The sequence below is a fragment of the Gilvimarinus chinensis DSM 19667 genome (genome assembly GCF_000377745.1).
Classification (GTDB): domain Bacteria; phylum Pseudomonadota; class Gammaproteobacteria; order Pseudomonadales; family Cellvibrionaceae; genus Gilvimarinus; species Gilvimarinus chinensis.
The window spans coordinates 916,654-942,386 of the sequence record NZ_KB898706.1; the positions used below are offsets into that span (position 1 = coordinate 916,654).

At 51.8% G+C, this 25,733-nt stretch carries 22 protein-coding genes; 7 read left to right on the forward strand and 15 right to left on the reverse strand.

Going from position 1 to position 25,733, the window contains the following annotated elements:
• Nucleotides 1-2: 2 nt before the first annotated feature.
• Nucleotides 3-830 carry an HAD-IIB family hydrolase gene (locus D568_RS19245; protein WP_020208344.1) on the forward strand — a complete coding sequence of 276 codons (828 nt, stop codon included), beginning with the start codon at nucleotides 3-5 and terminating at the stop codon, nucleotides 828-830.
• A gap of 15 nt (nucleotides 831-845) precedes the next feature.
• The gene (locus D568_RS0104300; protein WP_020208345.1) at nucleotides 846-2,066 is read left to right on the forward strand and encodes a glycosyltransferase family protein; all 1,221 of its coding nucleotides are present in this window, start codon (nucleotides 846-848) and stop codon (nucleotides 2,064-2,066) included.
• 34 nt (nucleotides 2,067-2,100) lie between these two features.
• Here D568_RS0104300 and D568_RS0104305 read toward each other — a convergent pair whose 3' ends face one another.
• The 4 genes from D568_RS0104305 to D568_RS0104330 form a co-directional block, all read right to left on the reverse strand.
• On the reverse strand, nucleotides 2,101-3,546 hold the full coding sequence (locus D568_RS0104305; protein WP_026286845.1) for a Fic family protein: 1,446 nt from the start codon (nucleotides 3,544-3,546) through the stop codon (nucleotides 2,101-2,103).
• 4 nt (nucleotides 3,547-3,550) lie between these two features.
• Entirely contained in the window at nucleotides 3,551-4,798 is a 1,248-nt protein-coding gene (locus D568_RS0104310) for a RuBisCO large subunit C-terminal-like domain-containing protein (RefSeq protein WP_020208347.1), read from the reverse strand.
• A gap of 1 nt (nucleotide 4,799) precedes the next feature.
• Entirely contained in the window at nucleotides 4,800-5,474 is a 675-nt protein-coding gene (locus D568_RS0104315) for an IspD/TarI family cytidylyltransferase (protein ID WP_020208348.1), read from the reverse strand.
• A gap of 729 nt (nucleotides 5,475-6,203) precedes the next feature.
• Nucleotides 6,204-7,028: a helix-turn-helix transcriptional regulator gene (locus D568_RS0104330; RefSeq protein ID WP_051084001.1), complete on the reverse strand. Its 825-nt coding sequence runs from the start codon at nucleotides 7,026-7,028 to the stop codon at nucleotides 6,204-6,206.
• 249 nt (nucleotides 7,029-7,277) lie between these two features.
• On the opposite strand from D568_RS0104330, the gene D568_RS0104335 reads away from it, so the two are divergent.
• Complete coding sequence (locus D568_RS0104335; protein ID WP_020208352.1) at nucleotides 7,278-7,805, forward strand: two-partner secretion domain-containing protein; 528 nt, start codon at nucleotides 7,278-7,280, stop codon at nucleotides 7,803-7,805.
• A 138-nt stretch (nucleotides 7,806-7,943) separates the two neighbouring features.
• Here D568_RS0104335 and D568_RS0104340 read toward each other — a convergent pair whose 3' ends face one another.
• Nucleotides 7,944-9,692 carry a sugar phosphorylase gene (locus D568_RS0104340; RefSeq protein ID WP_020208353.1) on the reverse strand — a complete coding sequence of 583 codons (1,749 nt, stop codon included), beginning with the start codon at nucleotides 9,690-9,692 and terminating at the stop codon, nucleotides 7,944-7,946.
• A gap of 53 nt (nucleotides 9,693-9,745) precedes the next feature.
• Nucleotides 9,746-10,297, reverse strand: coding sequence for a gluconokinase (locus tag D568_RS0104345; RefSeq protein ID WP_020208354.1), 552 nt, complete (start codon nucleotides 10,295-10,297; stop codon nucleotides 9,746-9,748).
• A 93-nt stretch (nucleotides 10,298-10,390) separates the two neighbouring features.
• Between D568_RS0104345 and gntR the strand changes: the two genes are divergently transcribed.
• Nucleotides 10,391-11,437 carry an HTH-type transcriptional regulator GntR gene (gene gntR / locus D568_RS0104350; protein ID WP_020208355.1) on the forward strand — a complete coding sequence of 349 codons (1,047 nt, stop codon included), beginning with the start codon at nucleotides 10,391-10,393 and terminating at the stop codon, nucleotides 11,435-11,437.
• Nucleotides 11,438-11,461: 24 nt separating this feature from the next.
• On the opposite strand, the gene D568_RS0104355 is transcribed toward gntR, so the two are convergent.
• The 6 genes from D568_RS0104355 to pdsR all read right to left on the reverse strand — a co-directional run bounded on the left by D568_RS0104355 (nucleotide 11,462) and on the right by pdsR (nucleotide 19,421).
• The gene (locus tag D568_RS0104355; RefSeq protein ID WP_020208356.1) at nucleotides 11,462-13,813 is read right to left on the reverse strand and encodes a GH36-type glycosyl hydrolase domain-containing protein; all 2,352 of its coding nucleotides are present in this window, start codon (nucleotides 13,811-13,813) and stop codon (nucleotides 11,462-11,464) included.
• 105 nt (nucleotides 13,814-13,918) lie between these two features.
• Nucleotides 13,919-15,544 (reverse strand): MFS transporter, encoded by a 1,626-nt coding sequence (locus D568_RS0104360; protein ID WP_020208357.1) that lies wholly within the window; start codon nucleotides 15,542-15,544, stop codon nucleotides 13,919-13,921.
• Nucleotides 15,545-15,724: 180 nt separating this feature from the next.
• Complete coding sequence (maoP, locus tag D568_RS19255; RefSeq protein ID WP_020208358.1) at nucleotides 15,725-16,018, reverse strand: DUF413 domain-containing protein; 294 nt, start codon at nucleotides 16,016-16,018, stop codon at nucleotides 15,725-15,727.
• A gap of 187 nt (nucleotides 16,019-16,205) precedes the next feature.
• A complete protein-coding gene (gene rpsT / locus D568_RS0104370) occupies nucleotides 16,206-16,472 on the reverse strand; it encodes a 30S ribosomal protein S20 (protein WP_020208359.1) in 267 nt (88 codons plus the stop codon).
• A gap of 106 nt (nucleotides 16,473-16,578) precedes the next feature.
• Entirely contained in the window at nucleotides 16,579-18,729 is a 2,151-nt protein-coding gene (locus D568_RS0104375; protein WP_020208360.1) for an ATP-binding protein, read from the reverse strand.
• Nucleotides 18,726-19,421: a proteobacterial dedicated sortase system response regulator gene (gene pdsR / locus D568_RS0104380; RefSeq protein ID WP_020208361.1), complete on the reverse strand. Its 696-nt coding sequence runs from the start codon at nucleotides 19,419-19,421 to the stop codon at nucleotides 18,726-18,728. Before pdsR ends, D568_RS0104375 begins: the two co-directional genes overlap by 4 nt.
• 71 nt (nucleotides 19,422-19,492) lie before the next feature.
• On the opposite strand from pdsR, the gene D568_RS0104385 reads away from it, so the two are divergent.
• Genes D568_RS0104385 through D568_RS0104395 form a run of 3 tightly spaced genes read left to right on the forward strand, consistent with a single transcriptional unit; the run spans nucleotide 19,493 to nucleotide 23,488 of the window.
• A complete protein-coding gene (locus D568_RS0104385) occupies nucleotides 19,493-21,211 on the forward strand; it encodes a DUF3592 domain-containing protein (RefSeq protein WP_020208362.1) in 1,719 nt (572 codons plus the stop codon).
• Entirely contained in the window at nucleotides 21,211-22,623 is a 1,413-nt protein-coding gene (locus D568_RS19260; RefSeq protein ID WP_020208363.1) for a C13 family peptidase, read from the forward strand. The genes D568_RS0104385 and D568_RS19260 overlap by 1 nt, the downstream gene beginning before the upstream one ends.
• Before the next feature lie 31 nt (nucleotides 22,624-22,654).
• Nucleotides 22,655-23,488, forward strand: coding sequence for a hypothetical protein (locus D568_RS0104395; protein ID WP_020208364.1), 834 nt, complete (start codon nucleotides 22,655-22,657; stop codon nucleotides 23,486-23,488).
• Nucleotides 23,489-23,555: 67 nt separating this feature from the next.
• Here the strand turns inward: D568_RS0104395 and D568_RS0104400 are convergent, their stop codons facing one another.
• The 3 genes from D568_RS0104400 to D568_RS0104410 form a co-directional block, all read right to left on the reverse strand.
• The gene (locus tag D568_RS0104400; protein WP_020208365.1) at nucleotides 23,556-24,215 is read right to left on the reverse strand and encodes an NADPH-dependent FMN reductase; all 660 of its coding nucleotides are present in this window, start codon (nucleotides 24,213-24,215) and stop codon (nucleotides 23,556-23,558) included.
• 175 nt (nucleotides 24,216-24,390) lie between these two features.
• Nucleotides 24,391-25,314, reverse strand: a complete 924-nt coding sequence (locus D568_RS0104405; protein ID WP_020208366.1) for a hypothetical protein — start codon at nucleotides 25,312-25,314, stop codon at nucleotides 24,391-24,393.
• Nucleotides 25,315-25,366: 52 nt separating this feature from the next.
• Nucleotides 25,367-25,726 carry a Na+/H+ antiporter subunit G gene (locus D568_RS0104410; protein ID WP_020208367.1) on the reverse strand — a complete coding sequence of 120 codons (360 nt, stop codon included), beginning with the start codon at nucleotides 25,724-25,726 and terminating at the stop codon, nucleotides 25,367-25,369.
• Nucleotides 25,727-25,733: the final 7 nt, after the last annotated feature.

The following is a 25,733-nucleotide window of genomic DNA, read 5'->3' on the forward strand; positions in this document are numbered from 1 at the left end:
CTTTGTCTACTGTACCCATCGCCGTATTTACCGATCTCGACGGCACACTGTTAAATCATCACGACTACTCGTACGCCCAGGCGTTGCCGGCTATTGAAAAGCTTAAAGCGCGTGAAATTCCTCTGGTTTTGGTTTCCAGTAAAACACAGGCAGAGATGAGCGAGCTGTGTGCAGAACTTGCGTTAACAAGCCCCTATGTGTGTGAGAACGGCAGCTTAATTGTTATGCCTAGGGTGGAGTGTCAGAGGCTGTCGGCGACGCTTGAGGGCGCCGAAACCAAAGACGATGACTACCTGATCTATCGCGGCGCGAATCGCGATGACATTGTAGAAATTCTGGCAGCACTAAAGCAGCAGTTTTCGTTTACCGGTTTTGCCGATATGAGTGTGCAAGACGTCGTAGATTGCACTGGGTTAAGTGAGCAGGCCGCAGTGAACGCTATGACTCGCTCTGCCTCCGAGCCGCTTTTATGGCATCAGGATGAAGCCGATTTAAACGAGTTTGCACAACAACTGCGCAAGCATAATTTACGAGTGCTCAAAGGTGGGCGCTTCTACCACGTCATGGCGGCGTGCGATAAAGGCGACGCGGTACGCTATTTGCTGAGCTTATATGAGTCCTATTATGGGGCAAGGGTAGTCAGTATTGCGCTGGGCGATAGCCCGAATGACCTGCAAATGCTCAAGGCGGCGGATCATCCCGTTTTAATGCCGCACCCTGATGGAACGTACATGCACGATGATGGTTTGGAAAACGTTATTCGTGCACCTTTTGAGGGCGCTCGCGGTTGGCGCGAGGGCGTAGAGGCAGCGTTAGCTCGCTTAATTTAACAATGAGGAAGCACCATGAGTGACTTTTTTCAAAATGGACGTATCGGCACTTTGCATAATTTGGGTGACCGGCCAATTGAAGAGCTAGAAGCCGAGTTAATGGAGTGGGGCAAACAAAAGCCCATGTGTTTGGTGCTGCCGTGTTTGTATTCCGAGCTGGAAGGTCCGGCCATGGAAAATATTGTTGACGAGCTTTCCAAGGTGCCGTTTCTGGATGAAATTATCATCGGTCTTGATCGCGCCGATGAAGAGCAATACAAAAAAGCGAAAAAGTTTTTTTCCCGCTTACCGCAAAAGCATTCTATTTTGTGGAACGATGGCCCTCGCCTGATGGCTGTGGATAAAGTACTGGACGAAGCCGGATTGGCACCGCAGCAGTTGGGTAAGGGGCGCAACGTATGGTACTGCTTGGGCTATGCGCTGGCCAAAGGTCGCGCCCGCGCGGTGGCCCTGCACGATTGCGATATCGTGACCTATAAGCGTGATATTGTTGCCAAATTGTTTTATCCCATCGCACATCCCACGTTTAATTACATGTTCTGTAAAGGCTATTACTACCGCGCCGCAGGCGGTAAATTAAATGGCCGTGTAAGCCGCTTGTTGGTGTCGCCTTTAGTGCGCGCATTGCAGAAAGTGTGCGGCCACAATGATTACCTGGACTTTATCGACAGCTTTCGCTATCCGCTCGCCGGTGAGTTTTCCATGAGTATGGATGTAGTGAGCTCTATCCGTATTCCCAGTGACTGGGGCTTGGAGATAGGTGTGTTGTCGGAAGTGAATCGTCGCTATTCCGATGAACGTGTGTGTCAGGTGGACATTGCCGACGCTTACGATCATAAGCATCAGGACCTGTCCGCCGAAAACCCTGATGGTGGCTTGTCAAAAATGAGCACCGACATTTCCAAGTCTTTCTTCCGCAAGCTTGCGATTAAAGGCGTGGTGTTCACTCCGGAAGTATTTCGCACCCTCAAAGCCAGCTACTATCGCCTGGCGCTGGATTTGATTGACCGCTATCACAACGACGCCGTTATTAATGGTATGACGCTGGACCGAAATAAAGAGGAGGAAACCGTCGAGCAATTTACCCAGTGCATCATGCGCGCCGGCGAAAAATTCCTCAACGATCCCACTGAGCGCCCCTTTATGGCGAACTGGTCAAGGGTGTTAAGTGCGGTGCCGGATGTTTATGAGCGCTTGTTAGACGCGGTGGATCAGGATACGAAGGAGATAGGTTAACCTTGTGTACGGTCTGCACAAAATTGTCATGAGTTTATGGGTAGGTTTTTTCAGAATTTCTTAATGTTGTTAGCTCTGAAATAAAATTGATGGCGGTGATTTGAGATTCTTTGATTACTTCAATTAAGGCATTAGGAGAGCTGTTAGGGTTTAGCCGAAAGTTATTCATGGCCGAGGTCAGGGCTCCCTTAATGCCAAGTTTTTTCGTGAATACGACGGGCTGCAAGCCTGCTGATTCCAGTTCTCGGTTAAACATGGTAATGGCAACCCGGCCATTACCATCGGTAAAGGGGTGGATGTCGGCTATAGCCATGAGCACTAAAATAGATTTTACAAATCCACTTTCAACAGACGGATATATTTCATTATAAAACGCATGTAAAGTGGCATTCACTTTTATTGGTGGTGTCCGTTCAATCACCTTAGATGCGACTGTTCCATTCTGGCTAAACTTGTATTGTCCGGGATGGAGTCGAGGAAGTCCTGTCGACGCTAGAGCGTGAACTTCACGCAGCGTAACTTGAGCTTCCTGGCCACAGTTGCAGGGGTTTCTTTTACTCTGTGCGTGAGTAATGGCATTGATCATATTCTTAGTTTCTAAGCTTTCCAGCTTTTGTTCACGGTTGAGGATCACTTCATCTCTAATCGATAAAAATTGTGTGGCTGTTTCGGTTAGAGGAATCATAAAAAAAGCTTCGTATTCGGGCCATTGCTCAGGTGGCTTTTCGAGAGGTTTTAACTCTATCTTTGAAGATTGAAGCGCTGACGCGTACTTACGGAGGCGAGAAAGTGTCGAATGGTCTTTGTCTGTGTTGTCCGCATGGTTTTTTCTCACCAGCGGTGAAAGGCTCTCTGTTGATGGGTTGGCTAAAAACTTGTCAACTATAGGCTGGCAGCGTTGATATTCTATGATGAGAGATTTCATCATCTGACATTCGCTAGCGGCCTTTTCAGGAATTTGCCTGTTTTTGATGGCGTCCAAGCTGGCGAGCGCTTCATCTGCTTTACCCGTTTTTAGTTTAGTCGTAGCCAATAGTATGGAGGCCGGGGTGAGGTATGGGTCCAGTGACAGCGCTCGACTTAGCAATTGCTCAGCTTGTTCGTCTCTTGATAATAAAATCATACATCTAGCTAAGCGGTATAGTGTTCCCGCGTTAACGGTTAATTTAAGCGCCGATTGAAAGTAACTTAAAGCTTCTCTATATCTTCCGCTTTCAAGCAATGCATCGCCGATTATTTGGTATGTCTGGGGTAGCCTAGGATTTATGGCTTGAGCTGTTTTCGCGAAATTGATGGCTTTTTGATATTGATGCAACTGATTAGCTGTTTCGGCTAAATTGATCCAGCTTTCTGGGTTGTCAGAAGCGATTTTTACAGCTTGGCTAAAATAGTTGTAGGCGGTTTTAAAACGATGCTCTGCATAGGCTGTTAACCCTTTTTGCATCGCTTTTAGCCAGGTGGTGTACGTATACGAATTCATAAGTTTAAGTCTGATTTCGGAAGCATTCTGCTGCGTGTGCCAGTCCTTTCGGATGGTTATCCAACCAGGTAGCGGCAATGATCATAAAGTCGGCTGATCCCATATCCTTTATGTACTGATTGATTTCGCTTGGGACTTTTCCGCCTTGAATAATTGGTAGCATTGAGGGCATGTTCCCCAGGGGGCCACAGCAAGCGGAGATAAAATCGTGATTAGCTTGGGTATCTTGAAAGTGGGTGGCAATAGGTCCGGGAGCTACCGCTAGGTCGGCTCCAGCCAAGCGATGTAAACTAGCCATAACCGCATCGCTTGCACCCCAGTGGGGAGATCGGGTAATGACGTCTCCACAGGTGTTGTGTGCCAGAATAATTAACTCAGACCTCCGTTTAACTTCGGAAATGAACGATAATCCCTGGGCATAAGAGCTGACCAGTACGCCGTCTACGCCTGCTTTTTGCGCTTGCTCTAACATGGGTAAAGCGGTATCCAGATCGTCAATGATGTTGGCAAAATACAACTTTCTCTCGCCAGTCTCATCTTCGACCCGCCGCTTCATGGCCATCATTCGTTCTATGCGGTCGGCAAAGGGCGAAAGTTCACTATCGTACGTGAGCTCATCATCTTTGATGACGTCGAATCCACCGCTCAGTACCTGTTGATTAATCTCTAGCATGGTATCGGTGCGCAGCCCATTGGCTGGGCGCATAGAGCGGCAGTAAATGGGTCGATTGGAGACGCCTAGTATTTGACGAATACCGTCAATGCCATAACGGGGGCCAGCAAATTGAGTGCAGACGGAAGAGGGTAGTTGAATATCCGACAGTAACGCGCTGCTGAGAAAGCCAAGACGATGCACTTCACCGAGCACGTTGTTCCAGACCCGCGTTAAGCGGCCTTGAAATAAATTAACCGGATAGGCGATGGTGATGCGGTAGCTGTGACGCTGTAAGGAGCTGTGAGTCGTGCCATAAACGCTGGTATTAAGAAAATAAAGCGAGCTGACATCGGTAATGCTCTCAGGCAGAGTCTCAACACTAACCACCTTGGCGCAAAAGTTTTTAACTTCACGGGAAATGTCAATTGTTGCCAGTGCTGTTGCGCAAACACTCTGTTCTTTGGCGATACCGTAGGCGGCCTGTTCGCCGGCCAATGGAGTGGTGACTAGATAGGTGGCGAATAAATATTCATCACGGTTGTCGTTATTCCATGTAAACAAGTGATTATCATTGGAGTTAAGATTTTCCGAGCTCATCTTAATAAATTCCAGAATTTTTAAGTTTAGGGGCTAACACTTTTTCGGCGATTTCCCAGTCTAATGGCGAGGTGATTTTGATGTTTTCGGCTTCCCCTTGAACGGCGAATAAGGGCTGCCCGGAGTCGATGACAAGTTGGGCGGTAGATTGGAAGAGCTCCGCATCAGGGCGGCTCATGGCGTCATCCAGTAACGCGTGGGAAAATGCCTGAGGGGCCTGAAAGATACCCACTTCATGCCGGTGCCAGAATTGTCCTACTGCATCGTTTTCTATTGTGCCCACAGGGACTACTGGGTCCAGAAACGCACCCGCGGCTCCGTGTATTTCGGCTGCGTGTATTACTGCATTACACAAAGCTCGGGAGGCAAACGGCCTGGCGGCATCCTGAATCAACACCGTCTCAGCGAAACTTTGCTCGAAGAGTTTAACTAAGCTCATATGGCGCGAGTTTGCACCACAGATAATCGTGCAATCTGGCAGCAATTTTTGTGCGGCTTGCTCGAACCCTTCGGGTACGGCCACTACAATGCGGTCTACAATTGGCAATAAGGTGTGTGCCGTCCACTCGATTAATGTCCGGTCGCCAAGTTTAAGAAAACCTTTAGGGCCCTTGCCCAGGCGGGTACCGAACCCCGCGGCAGGAATAATAGCTGCGCGCCTGACAATAGCAGCCATGGATATATCCTTAAAGTAATTATTGTACGGTGAAAGTTGGACCAATCTTGGGAATACTGCCCCGCCCACAAAATTTGGCAGGGGCAGAATAACCGATGTTATTTACGCCAGCAATGATTGCCTGTCGATATTAAGGGGATGCTTTATTGATAAGCGACAGGCTCTGGTACGATTGCAACGTAATTTTTCCGTATAAATCTTCCACAGGCTGATCGGTCATCAGGTCAAACCAGCTCTCTGTGATGATAAGGTTTAGATCCGTAAGGCTGACTTCCTGAGCTTGATCGCTTAAATTGTAAATACAGAAAGTGCTTTGGGTGCGGCGTATGCTTTGGTGCCAGAAGGCAAAAATTTTTGCTCGTATATGCAAAGTAAACGGCGTTGTATTGGGGTGAAAAGCAGGTTACGCCGAGCGTATTTTTATCAGCTGCGTTAATTCGCTCAACACCCGTTCTCCCGGCCCGCCCGGCTTGTTCAGGCGAGCCTCTACATCCATTAGGCTCCAATTGCGGCGGTTAATGGAGCGGTTGTGGCCGGTGGTTTCCAACTTATCGTAGTTGTTAGTAGTTATTAAGGAGCGAACAGGATACGATAGACATAGAATGATTAGCCGCATCGCGCGGAACGCAAAGCAAAAAGTGGCGAGCCCTGTACCTGCCACTTTTGGTAGCACTTTAAAATGCAGAGACGCTTGTCTAGGCGGTACTGTAAATATAAACCCGCGTTTGCTTAACAAACCTCCAGCCCTTTTCCCAGCCATAGCGCGGTTAACCCTGTTCGCCCATTAACATCAAACTTACGATAAATAGTGGTTACGTAAGAATGCACCGTGGTATAAGCCAAGCCTAGCTTGGTGGCGATTTCCCGCTCGCTCTGGTTGGTAAGCAGCTGTTGCAGTACCCGGCGCTCGGTGGGGGTAATGGCCGCCGTGCTGATGTGTAGACCGTGGGACAAAGCCACTTGGCGTTGGAACCAGGCAAGCCCCCGTAATAGGGCGGCGGCTTGTAAACAGTCGTCGTGGTTAAACGGCGCTTGACCTTCCACTCGATCAACTGTGATGTAGCACTCCATATCTGCGTTCAGTGGAGTAATCACATAAAGCCTATCAATCAGCCTCGATTTTTCTTTTTTTTGTAAATAGAAGGGAGATTGGTACCAATCATCTGTGACCACATCGCTCAAGCGATAGGCTCGAAAAGCACCGGCCGTTGCAACATGGTGTTTAACCAGTGGGTCTGGGTCAAGGTTATCTATATCGCTCATTATTTGTTTGGCAAAGGCTTTATCACAAGGCTTGCTGTCTAATTTGTGGCTAATGCGCGGCCGCCACCCTCGCAGAGGGTCCCTGGGGTCGTGTGCATTGACTCGTAGGGCCCCTACCCACAGGGCCGCTGTGCCGTTGATTAATCCGCACAACTCATCCAGTAAAACATCCAGGGCTTCATCGCAGTTGGCAGCCTCAAAGGCCAATAGTTTGTCCCACACTTGTGTCATCGACGGAGTCACTGTTAATGAGGTTTTATTAACGTCGTAGGGCACAAGAGGTTGAGGCATAGAAAACCTGATTACAAACCGTTTGAAGTGAAAAATTAAAAACGCTTTTCGTTTTTATATGGAGCTAGCTGTTAATTATAAAACGAGTTTAATGATCCCCTCTGTTTAGAGGTCACTTAATGTACCCCACAGTTGCGACAATTGCGAGTTAAGCCGTGCCCCAATAAATTTGGTCAAGAGTACCCCCCAATGCCGACTCGCCTCAACAACCTCTGGTTTAAATAAAGAGAAATTCACTGGCTCTGATCCTTGTGTTGCTCAGCAGCGCTGCTGAGCAACACAAGGTGGGACGGCAGTGCCACTCTTCATCACGGCGTTAATATTATCGATATCAACCAGTACAGCCAGAACATTATCGTGTTGTGGGATAACCTCGATATCGATGTGAATGAGGTGGTTAACTTCCTGCGGCCCAACCGCCAATCTCTGGCGTTGAACCGAGTGTTAAGCGCTGACGGTACACAGATTAATGGTCAGTTAAACGCGAACGGCCGCGTGTTTGTGTTGGATGCCAATGGCATTCTGTTTGGACAAGACGCCCAGGTAAATGTGGGCAGCTTGGTGGCCTCTACGCTGGATTTTGCCGGCGATGGGTTATTGAATGTGCAGTTGGATGAGTCCGCACTGAACGCCTTGGCCGAAAACCACGGCCTGATCAAAGCCGACGGCGGCCAGGTAATGATCAACAAAACCCCCTGGAAAAGCATAACCGACGACGGCCGTGAGCTGTTCGGCGCGGGCCTGGGTGGTGCTTTAACAGTAGGCATTGGCACCTGAGCGCCATCGCCGCCCGCGCCTTTGGACAACAAATACACGGTGGGCGATGACGATGACGATGATGTGCGCCTGTTGGCCCGAGTAGTCTGGAAGTTTTGAGGTTCGCCATCAGAGGCCAGGCTTACGGCATCTTACCCTTCACCTCCCACAATAATTGGTCAGCCATACGTTTTGGTAGGGTTGCAAAGTGATTTTGCCGTACAAATCATCCATCGCTTGATCGCTGATTAAGTCAAACCATTGCTCGGTGCTGATTAAATTTAAATCGGCCAAGCTGACTTCTTGGGGTTGGTCGGTCAGATTGTAAATACAGAACACACTTTGACTGCGGCGTATGCTCTGACGCCAGAAGGCGAAAATTTCTGGGCGTATGTGCAGGGTAAATTGCGTTGCGTTAGGGTGAAACGCGGGTTGGGCCGAGCGTATTTTTATCAACCGCGTTAATTCGTTAAACACCCGTTCTCCCGGACCACCCGGCTTGTTCAGGCGAGCGTCTAAATCACTTAGGCTCCAATTGCGGCGATTAATGGAGCGGTTGTGACCGGTGGTTTCCAGTTTGTCGTAATCGTTAGGGGTGGCGAACAGGGTGTGGATATAAAACGCCGGTATCCCCTCCACGGATAACATAATCGCCTGAGACATGATCAACCGCTCGACCTGCCATTGGTCGGTGCCGTTTAAGGTGCCCTTAAACGCATCGAATAAGCTGATGTTGGCTTCATAGGGTTTAGCGTTACCTTCGGCATCGGTGCGCGAGGAAATTTTTCCGCCGAACGATTCCAGGGTGCTGAGCATCTGCCCAAGCTCTTCGTCACTGAGCAGCCCTTCGGCAGGGCGCAGGCCGATGCCGTCGTGACTGGCGGTAAAGTTCAAATAGGCGCAACCCACCGGTGGCGGTGGCATGCTCATCATCCAGCTTTTCAGGTAGGTGCAGTCACCGGCGAGCAGGGCGTGGATAACCAGTGGCGGCAAGCTAAAGTTATAAATGATGTGTGCTTCGTTGCTGTTACCAAAGTAGGTGAGGTTTTCACGGTTGGGCACATTGGTTTCGCTGATTAACAGCGCGTGGGCGTTTTTGTATTCGGTCAGTAAACGAATCAGCTTTACCACATCGTGCGTTTGCTGCAGGTGAATGCAGGGCGTGCCCAGTTCTTTCCATAGAAAAGCCACGGCGTCCAGGCGAATCCACTGCGCCCCTTCATCCAGATAGCGGCCGATAATGCCCAGATATTCCAGCAGCACTTTTTCATTGCGAAAGTCTACGTCTACCTGGTCGTGACTGAAAGTGCACCACACTTGCTTAACGCCATTGGCGGTATCGGTTTTACGCAGCAGCGGGCTGGTGCGCGGGCGGACCACATTCGACAGGTCGTAGTTGGGGTCGGCCTCGACAAAATAGTCGCGCCCCGGGTCTTTGCCGTATTGGTAGTTACGAAACCACAGGCTTTGGCTGGAAACGTGGTTAATCACCAAATCCGCCATCAGTTTAAAATCTTGCGACAGGGCGTTTATGTCATCCCAGTCGCCGAGCTCTGGGTCCACTTGGGTGTAGTCAATCACCGCGAAACCATCGTCCGACGAGTGGGGAAAAAACGGCAAGATATGCACCGCCGAAAAGGTGTCTTGAAGTTTTTGATGGAGAAAATTCTGCAGCGTATCTAATGGCTTATGGCCCGCTTCACGAAGTGAATTACCGTAGGTAATTAATAAGCAGTCACGCTCAGACCAAAGCCGTTCGGGCGCGACTACGTCTTTATTCAGACGCGGGCCTATGGCATCAAAGCAGGCTTGAGTTAAAGTTTCGGGGTCGCTGTGGGGGTACAGCGAGGTGATGAGTGCATGAATTTTTTGCTTGAGTTCATCCATGGAGAGAAAATCGGTGGTCATTGGCTTGGCCCTATAGCAGCTCTTTGCTCACTATAACGCAAAACCTATGCCGCCTAGCGTGTCGACGAGGAAAGTCTTGCCCGCAGGTGTTGTAAGCAGTTTTGCACGACTTCATGCAGCTCGGCGTCGATATTGATTTTCACTACATCGTGTTCCGTTGCGCTTTCTTCCATGCTGTCGAATTGGCTATCCAGTAAAGACGTGGGCATAAAGTGGTTGTTGCGGGTGTTCATGCGCTCGGCAATCAGTGCTTTGCTTCCGTCGAGGTAAAGAAAAACCACGTCGAAGGGCAGTTCACGCAGTTGTTGCCGATGACTGCGACGCAGCCCAGAAAAAGCCAGGGTGCAACTTTGTTCGTTTTTGGCGCGCTGATTCAAGTGTGCACAGATGTTGTGCACCCAAGGGATGCGCTGGGCATCCGTTAACGGGGTGCCGGCAGCCATACACGCTTTGGCTTCATCGCTATGGAAGTCGTCGGCATCCAGATACTGGTAGCCCATTTTCTCGGCGAGGGCTTTGGCGACGCTGCTTTTGCCTGAACCGGAAACCCCCATAACAATGGCAAGTTGGGGGCGGTTATGTGGGGCGCTGGACGCTCTGCTCATAGGGGCTCTCGTGATTCTTTAGTCAACGCCTAATGATAGCGCAAACATTTACCATTGTGCTACCATAACGTCTTTTTATAAGCTGGAATAACTATGGCTGGACGCACCCGAAAATCTTCTTCAAAACGCGCTACCTTGGCCGACGTGGCTCAGGTGGCTAATGTGAGCGCCATTACGGTGTCGCGCGTCTTGAATCATCCGGATAAAGTCTCGGATGACCTGAAGCGCCGGGTGCAGGAAGCCATTGATAGCTTGGGTTATATTCCCAACCAGTCGGCCAGCTCTCTGGCTTCTGCGCGCTCGCGAGTGATCGGGGTGGCGATACCGTCTTTGTCGAATATTGTTTTTAACGACGTATTACGCGGTATTTACGATGTGGCAGATGCTAACGGCTATAAGGTGCTGTTGGTGGATACCCATTATTCGCCGCTCGAAGAAGAAAAAATGGTGCGTACGCTGCTGAGCCAATCCCCAGAGGCGATGATTATTACCGGTGGCGATCAAACTCGCGCCTGTCATCGCATGCTCGAAAGTGCCGCGATTCCCGTGGTGCAAATGATGGAAATCTTAGATAAGCCCCTGGACATGAATGTGGGCTTTTCCCACTATCAAGCCGGTTACGATGTGGCTGTGCGGCTGCTGCAGACTGGTTGTAAATCCTTAGGGTTTGTTGGTGCACGCATGGATACCCGCACCCAGCAGCGTATGCACGGTTTTGTCAAAGCCCTAGAAGAACGCAATGCTTATAAACCTGAATGGATTGTTACGACACCCGAGCCGTCGTCGATTGCGTTAGGGGGCGAGTTGCTGCGCAGTTTAATTAGCACATCTTCCGGGGCTATTGATGCCATTTTTTGCTGTAACGATGATTTAGCATTGGGTGCGCTGTTTGAAAGCCAACGCATGAACATCAAAGTGCCCGGTGATTTATCGTTGTGCGGCTTTAATGACTTTGAAACCTCGGCGTTCGTCAATCCATCGCTCAGCAGTGTTCATGTGCCGCGTTATGAAATGGGCGTGACCGCTGCGCAGATGATTCTCGACCGACTTGAAGGCGGTAATGACAGTCGTAACAAAGTGGACATCGGCTACGAAATTATGATGCGTCAGTCCACTCCGTCACTAGGTTCGAGTAATTAAGATCGAGTAATTAGAGGCGAGCAATTAGGGTAGTGTAACCTTCACCCTGTAGGTCTTTCCGGCTTCCGGTTGTGGTATACGGTTGCCGTTTAGCGGGACACCGTTGACCGAGATGCTCATCTGCTTTAACGATGCATCGCGGCGGTAGCTTACCGCCAGTGTGGCGCCGCGAAATTGTCTTTCTACTTCAGCGTCAGACCAATGCGCGGGCAAGTTGGGCTCAATCAGTAAATCTGGTCCGTCACCTTTTAAGCCAAATAACCCCTCCACCAGTGAGCGATACACCCAGCTTACCGTGCCGGTATTAAACAGCTGGCTGGAGCGCCCAGCAGTGCGTGGGAATTGGTAGTAAGCGCCGCGATAGTAGTTGGGGATGTAAATTGGCATCTGGCCGCGCTGTTCAAAATCGGCGGCGTCTGGCCCGGGAATCATTTGCCGCAGCAGTTTATAGGCGCGGTCTGCCTCGCCAAGGGTGTACAAACTGTAAATATAAAAAATGGCGGCGTGGTTATACACCGATCCATTTTCTGCCGAGCCCGGATGTTTTTGTGTCACCCGGCCGACATCTTCTCGCATGGCGGTAAAGGCGGGGGCGAGCATGGCAACCCCATAGGGCGTTTCTAGCTGCTCTTCGATGGCGTGAATCATTTTTTCACGCTGCTCGCTCGAGCAGGCGCCCGCTAAAATTGCCCAGCTTTGCGGATTAAGAAAAATGCGGCCTTCGCTATCTTTGCTGATGCCAAAAACGACATTGTCATCGGTGATACCGCGGCCGTACCAGGCTCCGTCCCATAAATGAGTGTTAACGGCCTTGTTAATCTCGTCAGCACCCGCGTGAAAATCCGTTGGGGTATCCAGTTTGTTTTGCTCGCAAATATCCGCCCATAGATTCAGTGCGTAGGCCGTGGCTAGGCTCAGCCAGCCCGACACCCCTTTGCCCTTATAGCCCACCATGTTCATGGGGTCGCACCAGTCGCCCTGAGCAATGTAGGACAGACCGCGTTCGTCGCGCGCCTGCAGCAACCATTGCATGGCGCGGCTGATGCGCTCGGCAAGGGTTAGGGTTTTGCCATCGGTGCCCGGTATGGGTTCTTGCAGTAGGTCGGCATCGCCACTCTCATCCAAATACGCTTTCAGGCATACCGGTAACCACACGCAGTGATCCGTGTGCGGAATTTGATTGATGTATTTCAGTTCAGCCTCTTCGTGCAATAGGATGCCGTCGGGCATAGCACCGGAGGTCTCCTGTTGAGAAAGTGCGTGCACAAAGGCCTGGCGGGCAACCTCGGGTTTGATATAGCTCATACCCATGTTGTCTTGCAGGTAGTTGCGCGTTTGCGGGTCGGTGGTCAGGCGGTTGACATCGCCGTGGTAAAACACCTGGCGTGCCAGCCAGTGGTTAACGAAATTGTTCAGGCCGTCATCGGGGGTATTGATGCGCAACACCCCAGCGCCCTCGGCGATATAGTTCGCGTACTCTGATTGCGCTTGGCTAAAGCCCGCTTCGTTTAAATAGTGCTCGCGTATGGTTTTTATTTCGGCGTCGTCTTTGGCCGGGCCAAACGCAAAGCGGTAACTCTCATGCTGCCCCGCTTCGAGAGCAAAGCGGTACTGCAGTGCTGCCAGCGGTGGCTCGTAGCGGGCATCGTCGCAGGCGAGGGTAGTGCGTTGCAGAGCATCGGGGTTGTGCAATCCGCCTTCGCCTTCAAACGCTTCGCGCTGCACTTGCCAGGCACTTGGCTCGCGCTCGGCGAGTAAATAGGTTTTGTCTTTAAAATGCTGGTTCTTAAAGTAATCCGGGTATTTTTGATAAGGCGTGACGCAGCTTGCGACCACGCCCTGCAGGTCGGGACGGTACTCGGCGCTCTGATTCATCCAGCTCATGTAGCCCGGCGTAAAATAAGGGTAAAGGCTGATGTTGCGTGTTTTTCCCGATAAATTTTTTACCTGGATCTGCCACAGCTCAACCACATCGTTTACCGGCAGGGATAAGTTAAGGTTCACCTCAATCTCGTCGCAGGTAACCTGCCATTGAATGTCGGTTTTGCCCGGCGAAAAACAAAATTCACTGTCTTGGCGGCGCACGGGTTCAAAGGGGGCAGAAAAAATTTTGCCGCTGTCTTCGTCTTTTAGGTAAAAAAAGCGGCCTGGGTGATGGGCGTAATAAGGCTGCTCTGGTTGCATAAACGTTTTCGCCTCCAGGTTGGGGGCGTAGGCGTACTTGGCCGGCTCCGGCTGCATAAACTGCGCAACGGCATAGCCGCGACAGTTCATTTGAATCATCATTTTTTTGTTCCACAAAAAACCGGCCGCGCGTGGCATCAGGCTCGGACTTTTAAGGTGGTAGTAATGACCATCGGTGGAGGGGCTTAGCATAGTGTCCTCAATAATGTGTACGCAGAATAAAAAAGAGCGCCGCTAACTCAGACGCTCAAGCAGGGTGCCATTTGCTCAGTGGTCACCGGTCAAGGATGTTTCGTGTTAACTCTGTCGCTCGGCAAGTTCTTGCTGAATTCGCTCGAGCTTTTCGCCCGTTAAATCATAAAAAGCGAGGGCTATGATGGCGATAAGCGCAAACACGCCAGGGGCGAGCGTTTGCATATAAACAATGCCGTCCAAAGAGGCGTCAGACTGCACCTGATTGGCTTGATAACCCAGCGCCGCCAATACCGACAACATAATGGCCGAGCCGGCGGCGCTGCCCAGTTTTTGTGAAAATGTGGTGGCCGAAAATGTCATGCCGGTGGCGCGACGGCCGGTTTTCCATTCGTTGTAGTCGGTCACATCGGCGTACATTGCCCAGGTGATGGGTGCCTTGGGGCCAAGCGCCAGACTGATAAGCATGCTCAGAATAAACATCAGAATTAATTCCGGGGGCCAGCTGGCGCTGTCCAGCTCGCTGCCATCGGCACGGGTGCGAATCACACTGAGGGTGTCGCTGGCATAAGCGCCGGTGCTAATTTGAGGGCTGGTTTGTGGTAGCTCGATGCGGTTTTTAATCACCCAGAAAACGTTTTCGTAGCGTGTCCAGGTGTAGGTGTCACCGCTTTGGTGGGGTTCGCCAAGTAAGTCACTGGCATTGAGCTGGGTCTGTTTGGTTTCGTTGATGTCCACAACCCCCAGTGCCTGGGGTTTGGGTACGAAAGCAAACGCAAAGCACAGCACGCTGACAACCCCCATTAAAATCATCAGCAATTTTACTTTGTCGATGTAGCGCGTCAGGGTGGAGGCAGACATAGCGCCGATCATTAATCCCAACACTTGCAGACCGACAAACAGCCCCAGTAAGTCGGGCCGCTCCACAAAGTATTTAAAGTAGTAAGTCGCCGAGCTGCCGCGCAGGGTGAAGGTGGTCATGATCACCATGGCGAGAATAAAAATAATGATCCAGGGTTTGCAGGTGAGCAGCGTTTTTAAATCTTTTAACGGTTCGGATTTTTGCTCGGCCGGAGGGCGAATACGCTCTTTGGTGGTGGCGAAGGTAATGACAAATAAAACCGAGGCAATCACCGCGTATATGCTCATGGTAATTTGCCAACCCACAGGGTTGTAGCGGTCGCCGTCGCCGAAGTATTCGGCTAAATCGGGCGTAAGGGCGCCGACGATAATACCGGTGAAATAAGCGAAGAAAAACCGTGTGCTGTTAAGGGTGTTGCGCTCTTGTGCGTTGGCCGTTAACACACCCGACAACGAGTTGTAGGGCATATTCAGCACGGTGTAGGTGAGCATTAAAATCATGTAAGTGGCGTAGGCCCAGATTAATTTGCCACCTTCGTCTAAATCGGGTGTGGTCATTGTGAGCAGGCCCGCGCCCATCATGGGCAGGGTGCCAAACAGCAGGTAGGGGCGAAACTTGCCCCAGCGGGTGTTGGTTTTATCGGCAATCGCGCCCATGGCGGGGTCGGTAAAGGCGTCGACAATTTTTGTAACGGTCACCATGGTGGCCGCGGCCGCGGCGCTGATACCAAAAATATCGGTGTAAAAGAAAATGAGGTACGAGCCGATAATCGCCCAGTAAAAATTAAAGCCAGCATCACCCAGGCCGTAGCCAATGCGCTCGCGCCAGGTGAGTTTTGCCAGCCTGTCGGTGGACGTTGTTTGAGTCACGTTTGTCTCCGTTACTTGTTGTTATCGCGGTGACGCTGATGCTACGCCAAATGATAGCGCTATCATATTGGCTTGAGCGTAGAAAATCTACCCCTGAAGAGTAGGTGTAGCTCAAGAAGTGCGTGGTGACGGGAGAAATAATCCACAGCGCCAGTATGGGCGCTGTGGCAGGTGAGTGGGTTAAGCGGATTTTTTCAATTTCTTGGTGGGCTTGGTTGTCTCTTGTTCGCGCAGTGAGTCAAATTTGAGCCAGGCCTGTTCTACAGGTGTGGTGGGGGCGCTTTTTTGCGTTACGATTTTTACCAGGCGCATATCCGCCAGGTTGGGGTTAAGCACTTCATCGTTCAGCAGTGCTGTGATCAAAGCGCCGTGTTTTTTAATCAGGCGCTGTTGTTCGCTGGTCAGCTTGTTGGCATCGGCCAGATCGCCCAGGCCGTAAAAGGGCTGTTTGATGTAGTGTTCACGCGGCAGCATAAAAATCCCTCAAGTAGTGGCGATGTGGCTGTTATACGTGAGGTTTTTGAAGATTCTGTTGCAATGCCGTGACGGTTTTGCGAAAACAGTCCGCAATGCAAAGGGGCGGTATTTCAGGGGGAGGGGCGCGTTTTACGGACACAAAAAAACCGGCCGTAGCCGGTTTTTTTAAGCGCTTGGCGTTACATTAAGAGGCCAGTGCTTTGATCTTGCTGTTCAAGCGGCTCTTATGACGAGCGGCTTTGTTTTTGTGGTAAACGCCTTTGTCTGCCACACGATCCAGAACCGGTACGGCTGCTGCGTAAGCGGCTTTGGCTTGTTCTACGTCACCTGCTGCAATGGCGGCATCCACTTTTTTCAAGTAGGTGCGCACCATGGAGCGCAGGCTGGCGTTGTGCTTGCGAGCTTTTTCGTTCTGGCGTGCACGTTTTTTGGCTTGAGGTGAATTTGCCACCGTGTTGCTCCTATCTAAAATTCAAAAATCTGGTTTATTCGAGGCCGCCTAAACGGTTGTCTGGCCCCTTAAAAGACGCGGCATTCTACCGGATTGGCAGCCTGTGTCAACTATCTTCTTTTCGTTGAGCAATAAGCTCGGGTGACTTTATGGGTAAGAGCAGATGAAAAGCCACACCCTCGTGTGTATTTTCGGCCCAAATTCGTGCTTCGTGGTAGCGCGCGATCAAATCGACGATGTAAAGCCCTAACCCCAGATGCAGTTGTTTATCGCCACTTTGTGGGCGTGAAGAGGTTAACGAATTAAACAGCTGCCCTTCAAGTTCGGCGGGTAGGGGCGGGCCCTGGTTATGAACCGACAGCAACAGTTGGGGCTCGCCAGCCTCGGCGTAAATCCGGCTTAGGCTTAGGGTGATTGGTGCTTCTCTGGGGCTGAAACTGACGGCATTATCAATCAACTTGTCCAGTAACTGCACCAGCAGCTCGGGGGCCACGGCATTTTTGTAGGCGGACTCTTGGCCGCCCCCATCGTTAACGGGCTGAATCTCGCACTCGAAGCGGTACAACGGATACGCATCGCGGTAGGCGGCGCTCATATCGCGCAGTAGCTGATCTAGGTGAATCTCTTCGCGCTCGGCGCTGGCGATGCTTGTCTCCATACGCGAGGCCTCGGTCATGGCGCTGACCAATCGGCTGAGGCGCAGAGTGCCTTGGCGGGCGCGCTCGATGTAGGGGGCCTGACTTGCGCTGTGCGGCTGTTCTTGGGTGTGCTGCAAATTGTCCAGTGAGCTATTCACCACCGCCAGCGGCGTGCGCAGTTCGTGGGCGAGTTTGCTGGTGAGGGTTTTAAGGTAATCCGTGTGGGCGCGTACCTGTTCCAGTAATCGCCGGTAGTGCCCGGCTAGTTCGGCGACCTCGTCGTTTACCCGGTAGCGCGGCCAGTGCTTCAGGGTCTGACTCAGTGCGTCGCGGTTGTCGCCGACCATCAGCGCGGCGCGCGACAAACGCCTAATGCGCAAGCTGAGCCACAGGGCGTAACCAATCAATAGTGCCAGCAAGAGCGCTCCCGCCCCGAGGGTCAGGCCTAACAAGTTGAGTGCGGCGCGGTTGTCGATCATGCGCCAGGGGTTGATGCGCTGTTCGACAATAACTAACCCGGCCTTTTGTGACTCCACGGCACCTGCGTCGGGCCAATCGCGATACAGGGGGGCGCTCACCTGGGCAATATCCGCGCTACCTTGGTGGTACCAGTGGGTGTGCATCTCGTTCACATTGGGCCACTGACCCGAGCGAGCGTCCTGCCAGGGCGGGAGTGTCCGGCGCGGGTTTAATATTCGCACATACCATGGGGTCGCTTGCGCGCTCGCGGTAGCGGTTAACTCACCGCTTTGCCCTCTGAGCCAACCGTGCTTATCCAGCACGCTCAGTCGCAGGTTGTTATTGCTGAAGGCGTTGAGGGCTTTATTAAGGGCTGGCGAGTGGCTAATGAGACGCCCATAAGTGTCGGGCAGTACGCCCGGGTCGGGGCCGCCTACCATGGTGGCTATATCGCCTAGGGTGCCGGTGTGGTGAATCTGCGTTGCACTTTTATCCACCGCCGAGAGCGCGAAGTACTGCTGCGACCAGTCAGCTGGCAGTGTGAGCTCTACGGCATAGCCTTGCTCTGTTTCGCGCCACACGCCGCGAATGCGGTAGTCCCGTTGCGCCAGGCCGGCACTGTCACGATACAGCGCCTGAACCTCTCCCGGTAACTGGGCGCGAATGGCGTAATAGCGAGCGCTGCCTTCTTGCTGGTTACCGATAAACAAGGCGATGTGATCACCGGTGGCCAGCTGGGTGTCGCTTTGGCGGTGAAACTGTCGTGTGGCGTCAGCCACTTGCAGCAGTAGATAAAGTTTGTCGCCGTACTGGCCCGCGCTGAATGTTACCTCAGGCCCGTTGGTTGAGGTTAACTCCAGCGGCGCCAGCGGATAAGTGGACCAATCTGCCGCGCTGCCATCCAGCTGGGGGGGCGCGGGCAGGCTATGCAGGTATAGCTCATGACTGGCATCGGTTGCGGTACCCGCACCAAGCCCTGCGCGTTCAAGCAATTGGTTGTCGCCGCCCAAGCGTGCGGCGACCGCATTGGCGGTTGCTTGCAAGGCGGCGCTCTGGCCCTCACGCAGCAGGGTGTCAAAAATAAACAGCGATTGCAGCGCTGCCCAGGGCAGAATTAAAGCCGCTAGTGATACCAGCGCCAGTTGGCGGGTGAGCTTCACGCCTCGCCCTGCCAGCGATATCCCATGCCGTAGGCTGTTTGAATGCGATCAAAGCTGGCATCAATGGCGGCGAACTTGCGGCGAATACGTTTGATGTGCGAGGTGATGGTGTTGTCATCCAGCACGACGTTGGCCGCGTCCATCAATTGCTGGCGGTTTTTGACGTGCCCCGGGTGGCGTGCCAGAGCGTGCAAAATCCAAAACTCGGTAACGGTTAAATCGACGGGGTGATCTTGCCAGTGCACGCTCATGCGCGACAGGTTGATGGCTAGCTGGCCGCGTTTGACGGTATCGTCTTCATTGATTGGTTGGCGCAGGGCGTCTATGCGGCGAAACAGCGCGTGGATTCGCGCCAGCATGTGGGCCTGGCTGATGTCTTTGGTCAGGTAATCGTCCGCTCCCAGGCGCAGCCCTGATATCACATCAAATTCGTCGTCGCGGGCGGTCAAAAACACAATGGGCAGCTCTGGGGCAAGGCTGCGTAAATCGCGGCACAGCTCAAAGCCGCCCTCAATTTCATCCCCCAAGCCCACGTCGATAATCGCCAAATCCGGCAGCGCGTGGCGAAAGGCGGCTTGCGCGCTGGGGCGGTCCAGATAGTGTTCCACCTGGTAGCCCAGGCGGGTGAAGGCATCGCGGTAGTTGTCGGCGATGGCCTGTTCGTCTTCAACAATGGCTATAATGCGGGCCATAACTTATTCCAATAACAGGGTTTTGCGCATAATGGTGGCTTGCGCGACATTGATCAAGTTTGGGGAAACGGATGCTACAAAAATTAAAAGAACGTTGGGTGTTATTTCTGTTTGGAGCGCCTTTTGCGGCGGTGGGTTTAGGTTTTTTGTTTTGGGGGATTGTGCCTCAATTGGCCCAGTGGACGGCAATGAAAAGCTGGGAGCCAGTGCAGGCGCAGATTGTAAGCGCCGAAATCAAAAGCCACCAGTCCGACGATTCTACCACTTACAGCCTGCACGCTACGTATCGCTACCAGTATCAGGGGCAAAGCTACACGGGCAATCGTGTGGGTATTAGCTCGGGCTCGGACAATGTGGGCGATTACCACCAGCGGGTGATCGGGCCGCTGAAGCGCGCCCAACGCAACGGCTCAAGCGTCACCGCCTGGGTGAACCCACAACAGCCCGAACAGGCTGTGCTGAATCGCGAACTGCGCTTAAGCTTAATTTTATTTAAAGGCTTGTTCGTGTTGCTCTTTGGCGGGGCGGGTTTAGGCATGTGGGCCTATGGTTTTATCGCCCGGCCCGATAAAACCGATGTCTCTGAGGTTGAAGCCCAGCAACAACCCTGGTTGTCGCGTAATGATTGGGCGAGCCCGACCATTAAAAGCGATGGTAAAACCGGCATGTGGGGGCTGTGGGTGTTTGCCGCCTTTTGGAATCTTATTAGCCTCCCGGCGGCCATTGGCGCGGTGGGTGAAGCCCTGGCGGGTAATCATGCCGCCTGGTTAGCACTTTTATTTCCCCTGGTGGGGGCGGGCATTGTGTTCTGGGCGATCAAACTGACCCTGGCTTGGCGCCGTTTTGGCCCCGCGCCAGTAACCCTGGACCCATACCCTGGCGCTATCGGCGGACAGGTAGGCGGCGCGCTGGAGGTGGCCTTGCCCTACCAGCCGGATAATAGCTTTGCCGTGACTTTGCAGTGCTTGCACAGTTATTACACGGGCTCGGGCAAAAACCGTAAACGGCACGAGTCCATGGTATGGCAGAGCGAGGGCATTGCTCAGACCTCACGCAGCGCTCACGGCACCCGCGTAGAGTGGTTGTTTGAGGTGGATGAGGGACTGCCCGAATCCGAACCTCCGGGCAAGCGCTACCACTTGTGGCGGGTGAATATTAAATGCGAGCTTCCCGGCACGGACTTTGATCGCAACTATGAAATACCCGTATTCGCCACTGGTGACCAGGCCCAGCAATTGGGGGATGTGACTGTCAGCAATCAACACCCGGAAATGGCGCAGCAGCGCGAGCAATTACTGGAAGATTTATTTGATATTCGCCAGGTACCCGGCGGGGTGATATTGCATTATCCGGCCTTTCGAAACGTAAGCACTATGCTGGTGTTAATTTTAATGGGGGCAATATTTTCCGGTATTGGCTTGTGGCTAGATGCGGACGGTTTCCCCGAATGGATTTTTGCGCTTATCGGTTTGCCAATGTTTTTCGGCGGGCTCTATTCGCTCTGCTCCAGCTTGGATGTACGCATCGACCGCACCGAACTGATTACCCGCCGCCGTATACTGGGCGTAAGTCTGGGGAATAAGCACACTCCGCGCAGCGAAATTACCAAATTGTTTATCGATGAAAGCTACTCATCCAGCACCGGCAACAAACACACCACTTACTACAAAATAAAAGCCGAGCTGCGCAGTGGCGGCAAAAAAAACATCAGCCACAGCTTGCCCGGCCGCGAGCTGGCCGAAGAAGCGTTAGAATCACTCAGCCTACTCACCGGAGTCCCCTGTCAGTAATGTCTAAATTTCTGTTGTGCCCCTTGCTGTTGGTATTAACCGCCTGTAGCCATCTAAACGCCCGCAGTGTTGAGGATTACCCATTGCCTGATGGATCGTCCTACACAGGCGAGCTTAGCGACGGCTTGATGAATGGCGAAGGCACCATTGAGTGGCCGAACGGCGATGTTTATACCGGCGAGTTACACGAGGGGGTTATTCACGGCCAGGGCGAGCTGGTGACAGAATCGGGCGAGGTGTTTCGCGGTCGGTTTGAGCAGGGTTTGCTGAACGGGCCGGGCGAATGGCTGGGCCCGGACGAGGTTAGTTACCGGGGTGATTTTAAAAACGATTTATTTCACGGCGAGGGTGTTTACGCCTCCCCCGAGGGTGCCTATGCAGGCGATTTTGTAGACAGTGAACTAACCGGGTTGGGTACTTTTAGAAGCGCCGATGGCACAGAGTACGCCGGCGAATTTAAATCCTGGCGGTTTGAGGGCCATGGTATTTGGGAAGATGGCGAAACTCGCTACACCGGTGAATTTAAATCCGGCTTGTACCACGGTTATGGCGAGAGAACGGATCTAGCCACCGGCGAAGTACTGGAAGCAGGGCAGTGGAAATGGGGCCGGTTTGTGGGCGAGCAGGTCAGCAAGGCCGAACGCCGCCGCCAGAAGCTGGCCATTGAGCAGGCGCTGTTTGATCAGCCTGCACGCTTGCGCCAACAACTTGAAACCTTACAAGCCTCTGAGCCCGGCACGGTTGATCTATTCGCGTTAATCGGCGCCGGCGATGGTACGCAAAAAGTTTTTTCCTTGGAGTCGCAAACCATCGCCAAAACCTTACAGGCTGACAGAGTCTCGCCGGGGCATTTGCTAATGCTCAGCAACTATCCCGGCACCATGGATGAGACCGCCTTGCTAACGCTGAGCAACTTGCAGCATTCAATAAAAGCCTTAGCCGAAAAAATGCAAAGCGAAGATGTGCTGCTTTTATATTTGACCAGCCACGGTTCGGCAGAGCACGAACTCTCCCTTGAGGCACCCGGACATAACTTTGTGGATATCACCCCCGGCGATTTGTCCGATGCCTTAGCGCCGTTGAAAGATCACGCCAAAATCCTGATGATATCGGCCTGTTACTCCGGCGGTTTTATCGAGCCGTTAAAAGCGCCGCACCACCTGATTATGACCGCCGCTCGCGCCGATCGCACCAGCTTTGGTTGCGGCGATGCCGATACCATGACCTACTTTGGCCGCGCCTACTTTGAAAAGGCGCTACCCGATAGCAACGGATTTATCCAGGCGTTCGATGTGGCGAAAAAGCATATTGAAATCTGGGAAGATGAACAGGACCTTGAGCACTCCGAGCCGCAAATATTTATTGGTGTGGAGGTAGAGTCAGCTTTAAATACCTTGTCATCGCCTCCCTAGTTTTATCCAACCGTTGCGAGTAGGAGTTGTCATGAGAGCTTTATTACCCTTGGTCGGCGTGTGCGCCGCCTTGTTTGCGCACCTTAGCCATGGCGAAAATACCGACTGGATTCTTATTGACGATTTTGAATCGCCCCAGGCGTTAAGCCAGTGGAGTAACGCCGATACCAAGAACGAGACAGAGCCGTATGTCGAAAACCCCCAGATTACCGAGCGACGCACTGAATCGGTAGGCACAGCAAAAAATGCTTATTTGCTGAAAAAGCCCGCGGCCGAAGGCGTTGTAGGCAATCGTAAAGCGCTGAGCTTTAAGCCCTTGCCCCGTGAGGTAAAAGTGGGCGAGGTATACACGTTTTATACCCGTATTCAGGTAGAGTCCTTCCCCAATAACCACGCTTTCGGTATCAGCAATATGAACGCCGAGGGCATTAGAAAGAACGACTATAACGCCTTTGAACCCACCTTGCGGGTGACCGATAAAACGGAATCATCCGGGCTGGTCAATACCGGGGCGTTAATGGTGAAAGTGGATGGTGGCTACGCCAATATTATCAACCCCGCCAGCGCCGAGGAGGCCAAGCCCCTCAAGCCCGGCACTTGGTATGAAATCTGGTATGTGGTTAACAACGCCCCTAAGAACCTGGGAGGTCAAAGCTACGATGTGTTTATCCGAGGTGGTGAATTCCCTCAGCAGACCCAGGTGTATCGCCAGGCGGATTTTCGTATGAAACGCGAAGAGCCATTAACGCACTTTTTAATGAACTGTAATACCGGCCCGCACCGCGCGCCCTATGGTAATGGCGGCTTAATGTACGACGATTTATACATGAGCGCCGGGGTGAACCTGTTGACTCCCGGCGGTTAACAGTCAGCCAGAAAAATGCCGTGTAAAACACGGCATAACTCGCAAGTAGAAGGCTAACAAATTCGCATTAGGGCGCGTTTCTCTCAGAAGGCTGCTTAGTGAAGTTGCCAATCATCTGATGAGGATCGAGTTCCGTGCGCTGTGTCTTTGCAGCCTGGGCCCACCAGATAAGTTGGTTGAACGTTCGGCCAAAATACTTGTACCAGGAGTTTTTCTCTTCACCTTCCTGGAGTCTGCTATCCTGGGCAAACACTTCCTGCGCCTTAGGTACATGGATCATCGCCGAAACCGGCAGGCAGCCCAGCTCAGAAAGAAAGGTACGCATTGCAACCGCCGCACGCATGCCGCCCCACTGCCCGGCGGAGTAGGTGACAATAGCGCTGGGTTTATAGGCAAACAAAGAACTGCCAAAGTGATTCAATAAATTTGCCAGTGCCGGGCTCATAGAGTGATTGTACTCAGGGCTAATCATAATAAACCCATCGGCATCGTCTATCTTTTGCGCCAATTCATCCAGTCGGCTTGGGGCCCTGCCTTTGGCATAAGCAAAGTGCGGTTTAAAAACCGGCTCCGGGGGATAATCCAAAGCATCAATTAACTCCACTTCATGCTCGCTGTACTGACTGGACAGACAATCAAGCGCAGCTGCGGATACCCGAGCACCCAAACGAGCAGGTTTAGGAGGCGTGCTATCGCGCACAGTACCGAGAAAAACCAATAATTTCATAAAACGTCCTTTTAGATGAGTTTGGTAGATTATGGTGTAGGTCGTTGCAACTGTAAAAACCCATCAGAAACGGGTGTTTCTGATGGGTGAAGTCAAAAGTCAAAGACTTGACCCTCGGAATTCAGCTGTTTCAGTTTCTATTGAGTATGGATGTTGAAATGAATTTGTGTGCGATCTAACTTTCTTCAAGTTGCTCTAATGTTGAGCAGTCTATTGGGGTTGTTGGGTCTAGCCATACTGGCTTGCAATGATATTGAAAGTGGGAATATATTACTAATGCTCGTTTTATTAAATTTTTGTCTGAAGATATTAGAAAGTCGCATGTGGTCGCATACGCTAAATGTTTAGCATCATTTTGAACGTTTTTCTGAGATTTAGGCTTTTTTCTTTTCGGTTCAGCCAAAAATTCATACCTGTCAAAAATGCCGCAACAAGTATCAAAGGCAGTTAGACGTGGGAAAGGTTTGCCGTTAGGCCATACAAAGCCAAAATAATCTTCAGGGGTTGGGTGTAAGTTTTTATCTGCTGTATCTTCCCACAATTTTTTCAAGGCGTCTGGGGGGGTGTAGTTATCAGAGTTGACCACGCCCGGAAGAGATACTCCCAATTTTGTTTCTCCAGTTCTCTTTAGCGTTTGGAAGTTTTCGTTCATTTTTTGGTCTATCACTTTAAGCGCCATAACGCCTAAATGATTGTTATTCGCTGCCGCTTTTTTTAGCTGCGCGGCAATATAACGGTCCCACTCTTTTTTGCTGCTTTCAAATCCGCGGCCAGAAGATGACATGGCTCGAAGTTCATCTAATGTGCACTCATCAACTAGCGTCTCTTGACGCCATTGTTCGTTCTTCTGAAACAATTTCTCTACAGTCTCGTCCTTATTGAATTTAGGTGTGTCACCAGCATCGAAATAAACCATGCAGGCATCTAGATTCTTCAGTGTGTTTAAGTGAAATTCAGGATTTTTTGAGACTCTAAAATCGTCAAAAAGAGCTGGTGAGTAAACAATTTGGAATGTGTTGGGAACGGTAAAGCCAAGAGGTTTGCCGTAAAAGTTGCTGATTACATTTTGATCAATATATACTTTGATTTTTGTATTCATGAGCTTCCCGTGCCCCTTTCACCCTCTCGTCAGACGTTTCCATTAACCAAAATCAATTAATATCCACCGAATCCTTTTCGCCCTCTGCCCAGGGTACGTTCTTGGTTCGTTCTTCACAGGGTAGCTGGCGGTGCAGTGCCGCTTTACCCACAATATGCGCACTCACCGGGGCGGTGATAAACAGAAACAGGGCGATCAGCAGTTCGTGCAGGCTGAGTTCGTGTTCGCCTGCGGTGAAGAAGATGATGGAGCCGATGACCATGCCGCCTACACCGAGGGTGGTGGCCTTGGTGGGGCCGTGCAGGCGCATAAAAAAGTCCTGCAGGCGGGCGAGGCCGAGTGAGCCCACCAGGGCAAAGCAGGCGCCCAAGAATAAGAACAGGGAAATAACCACTTCGGTTGCAAAACTCATAGTTGCC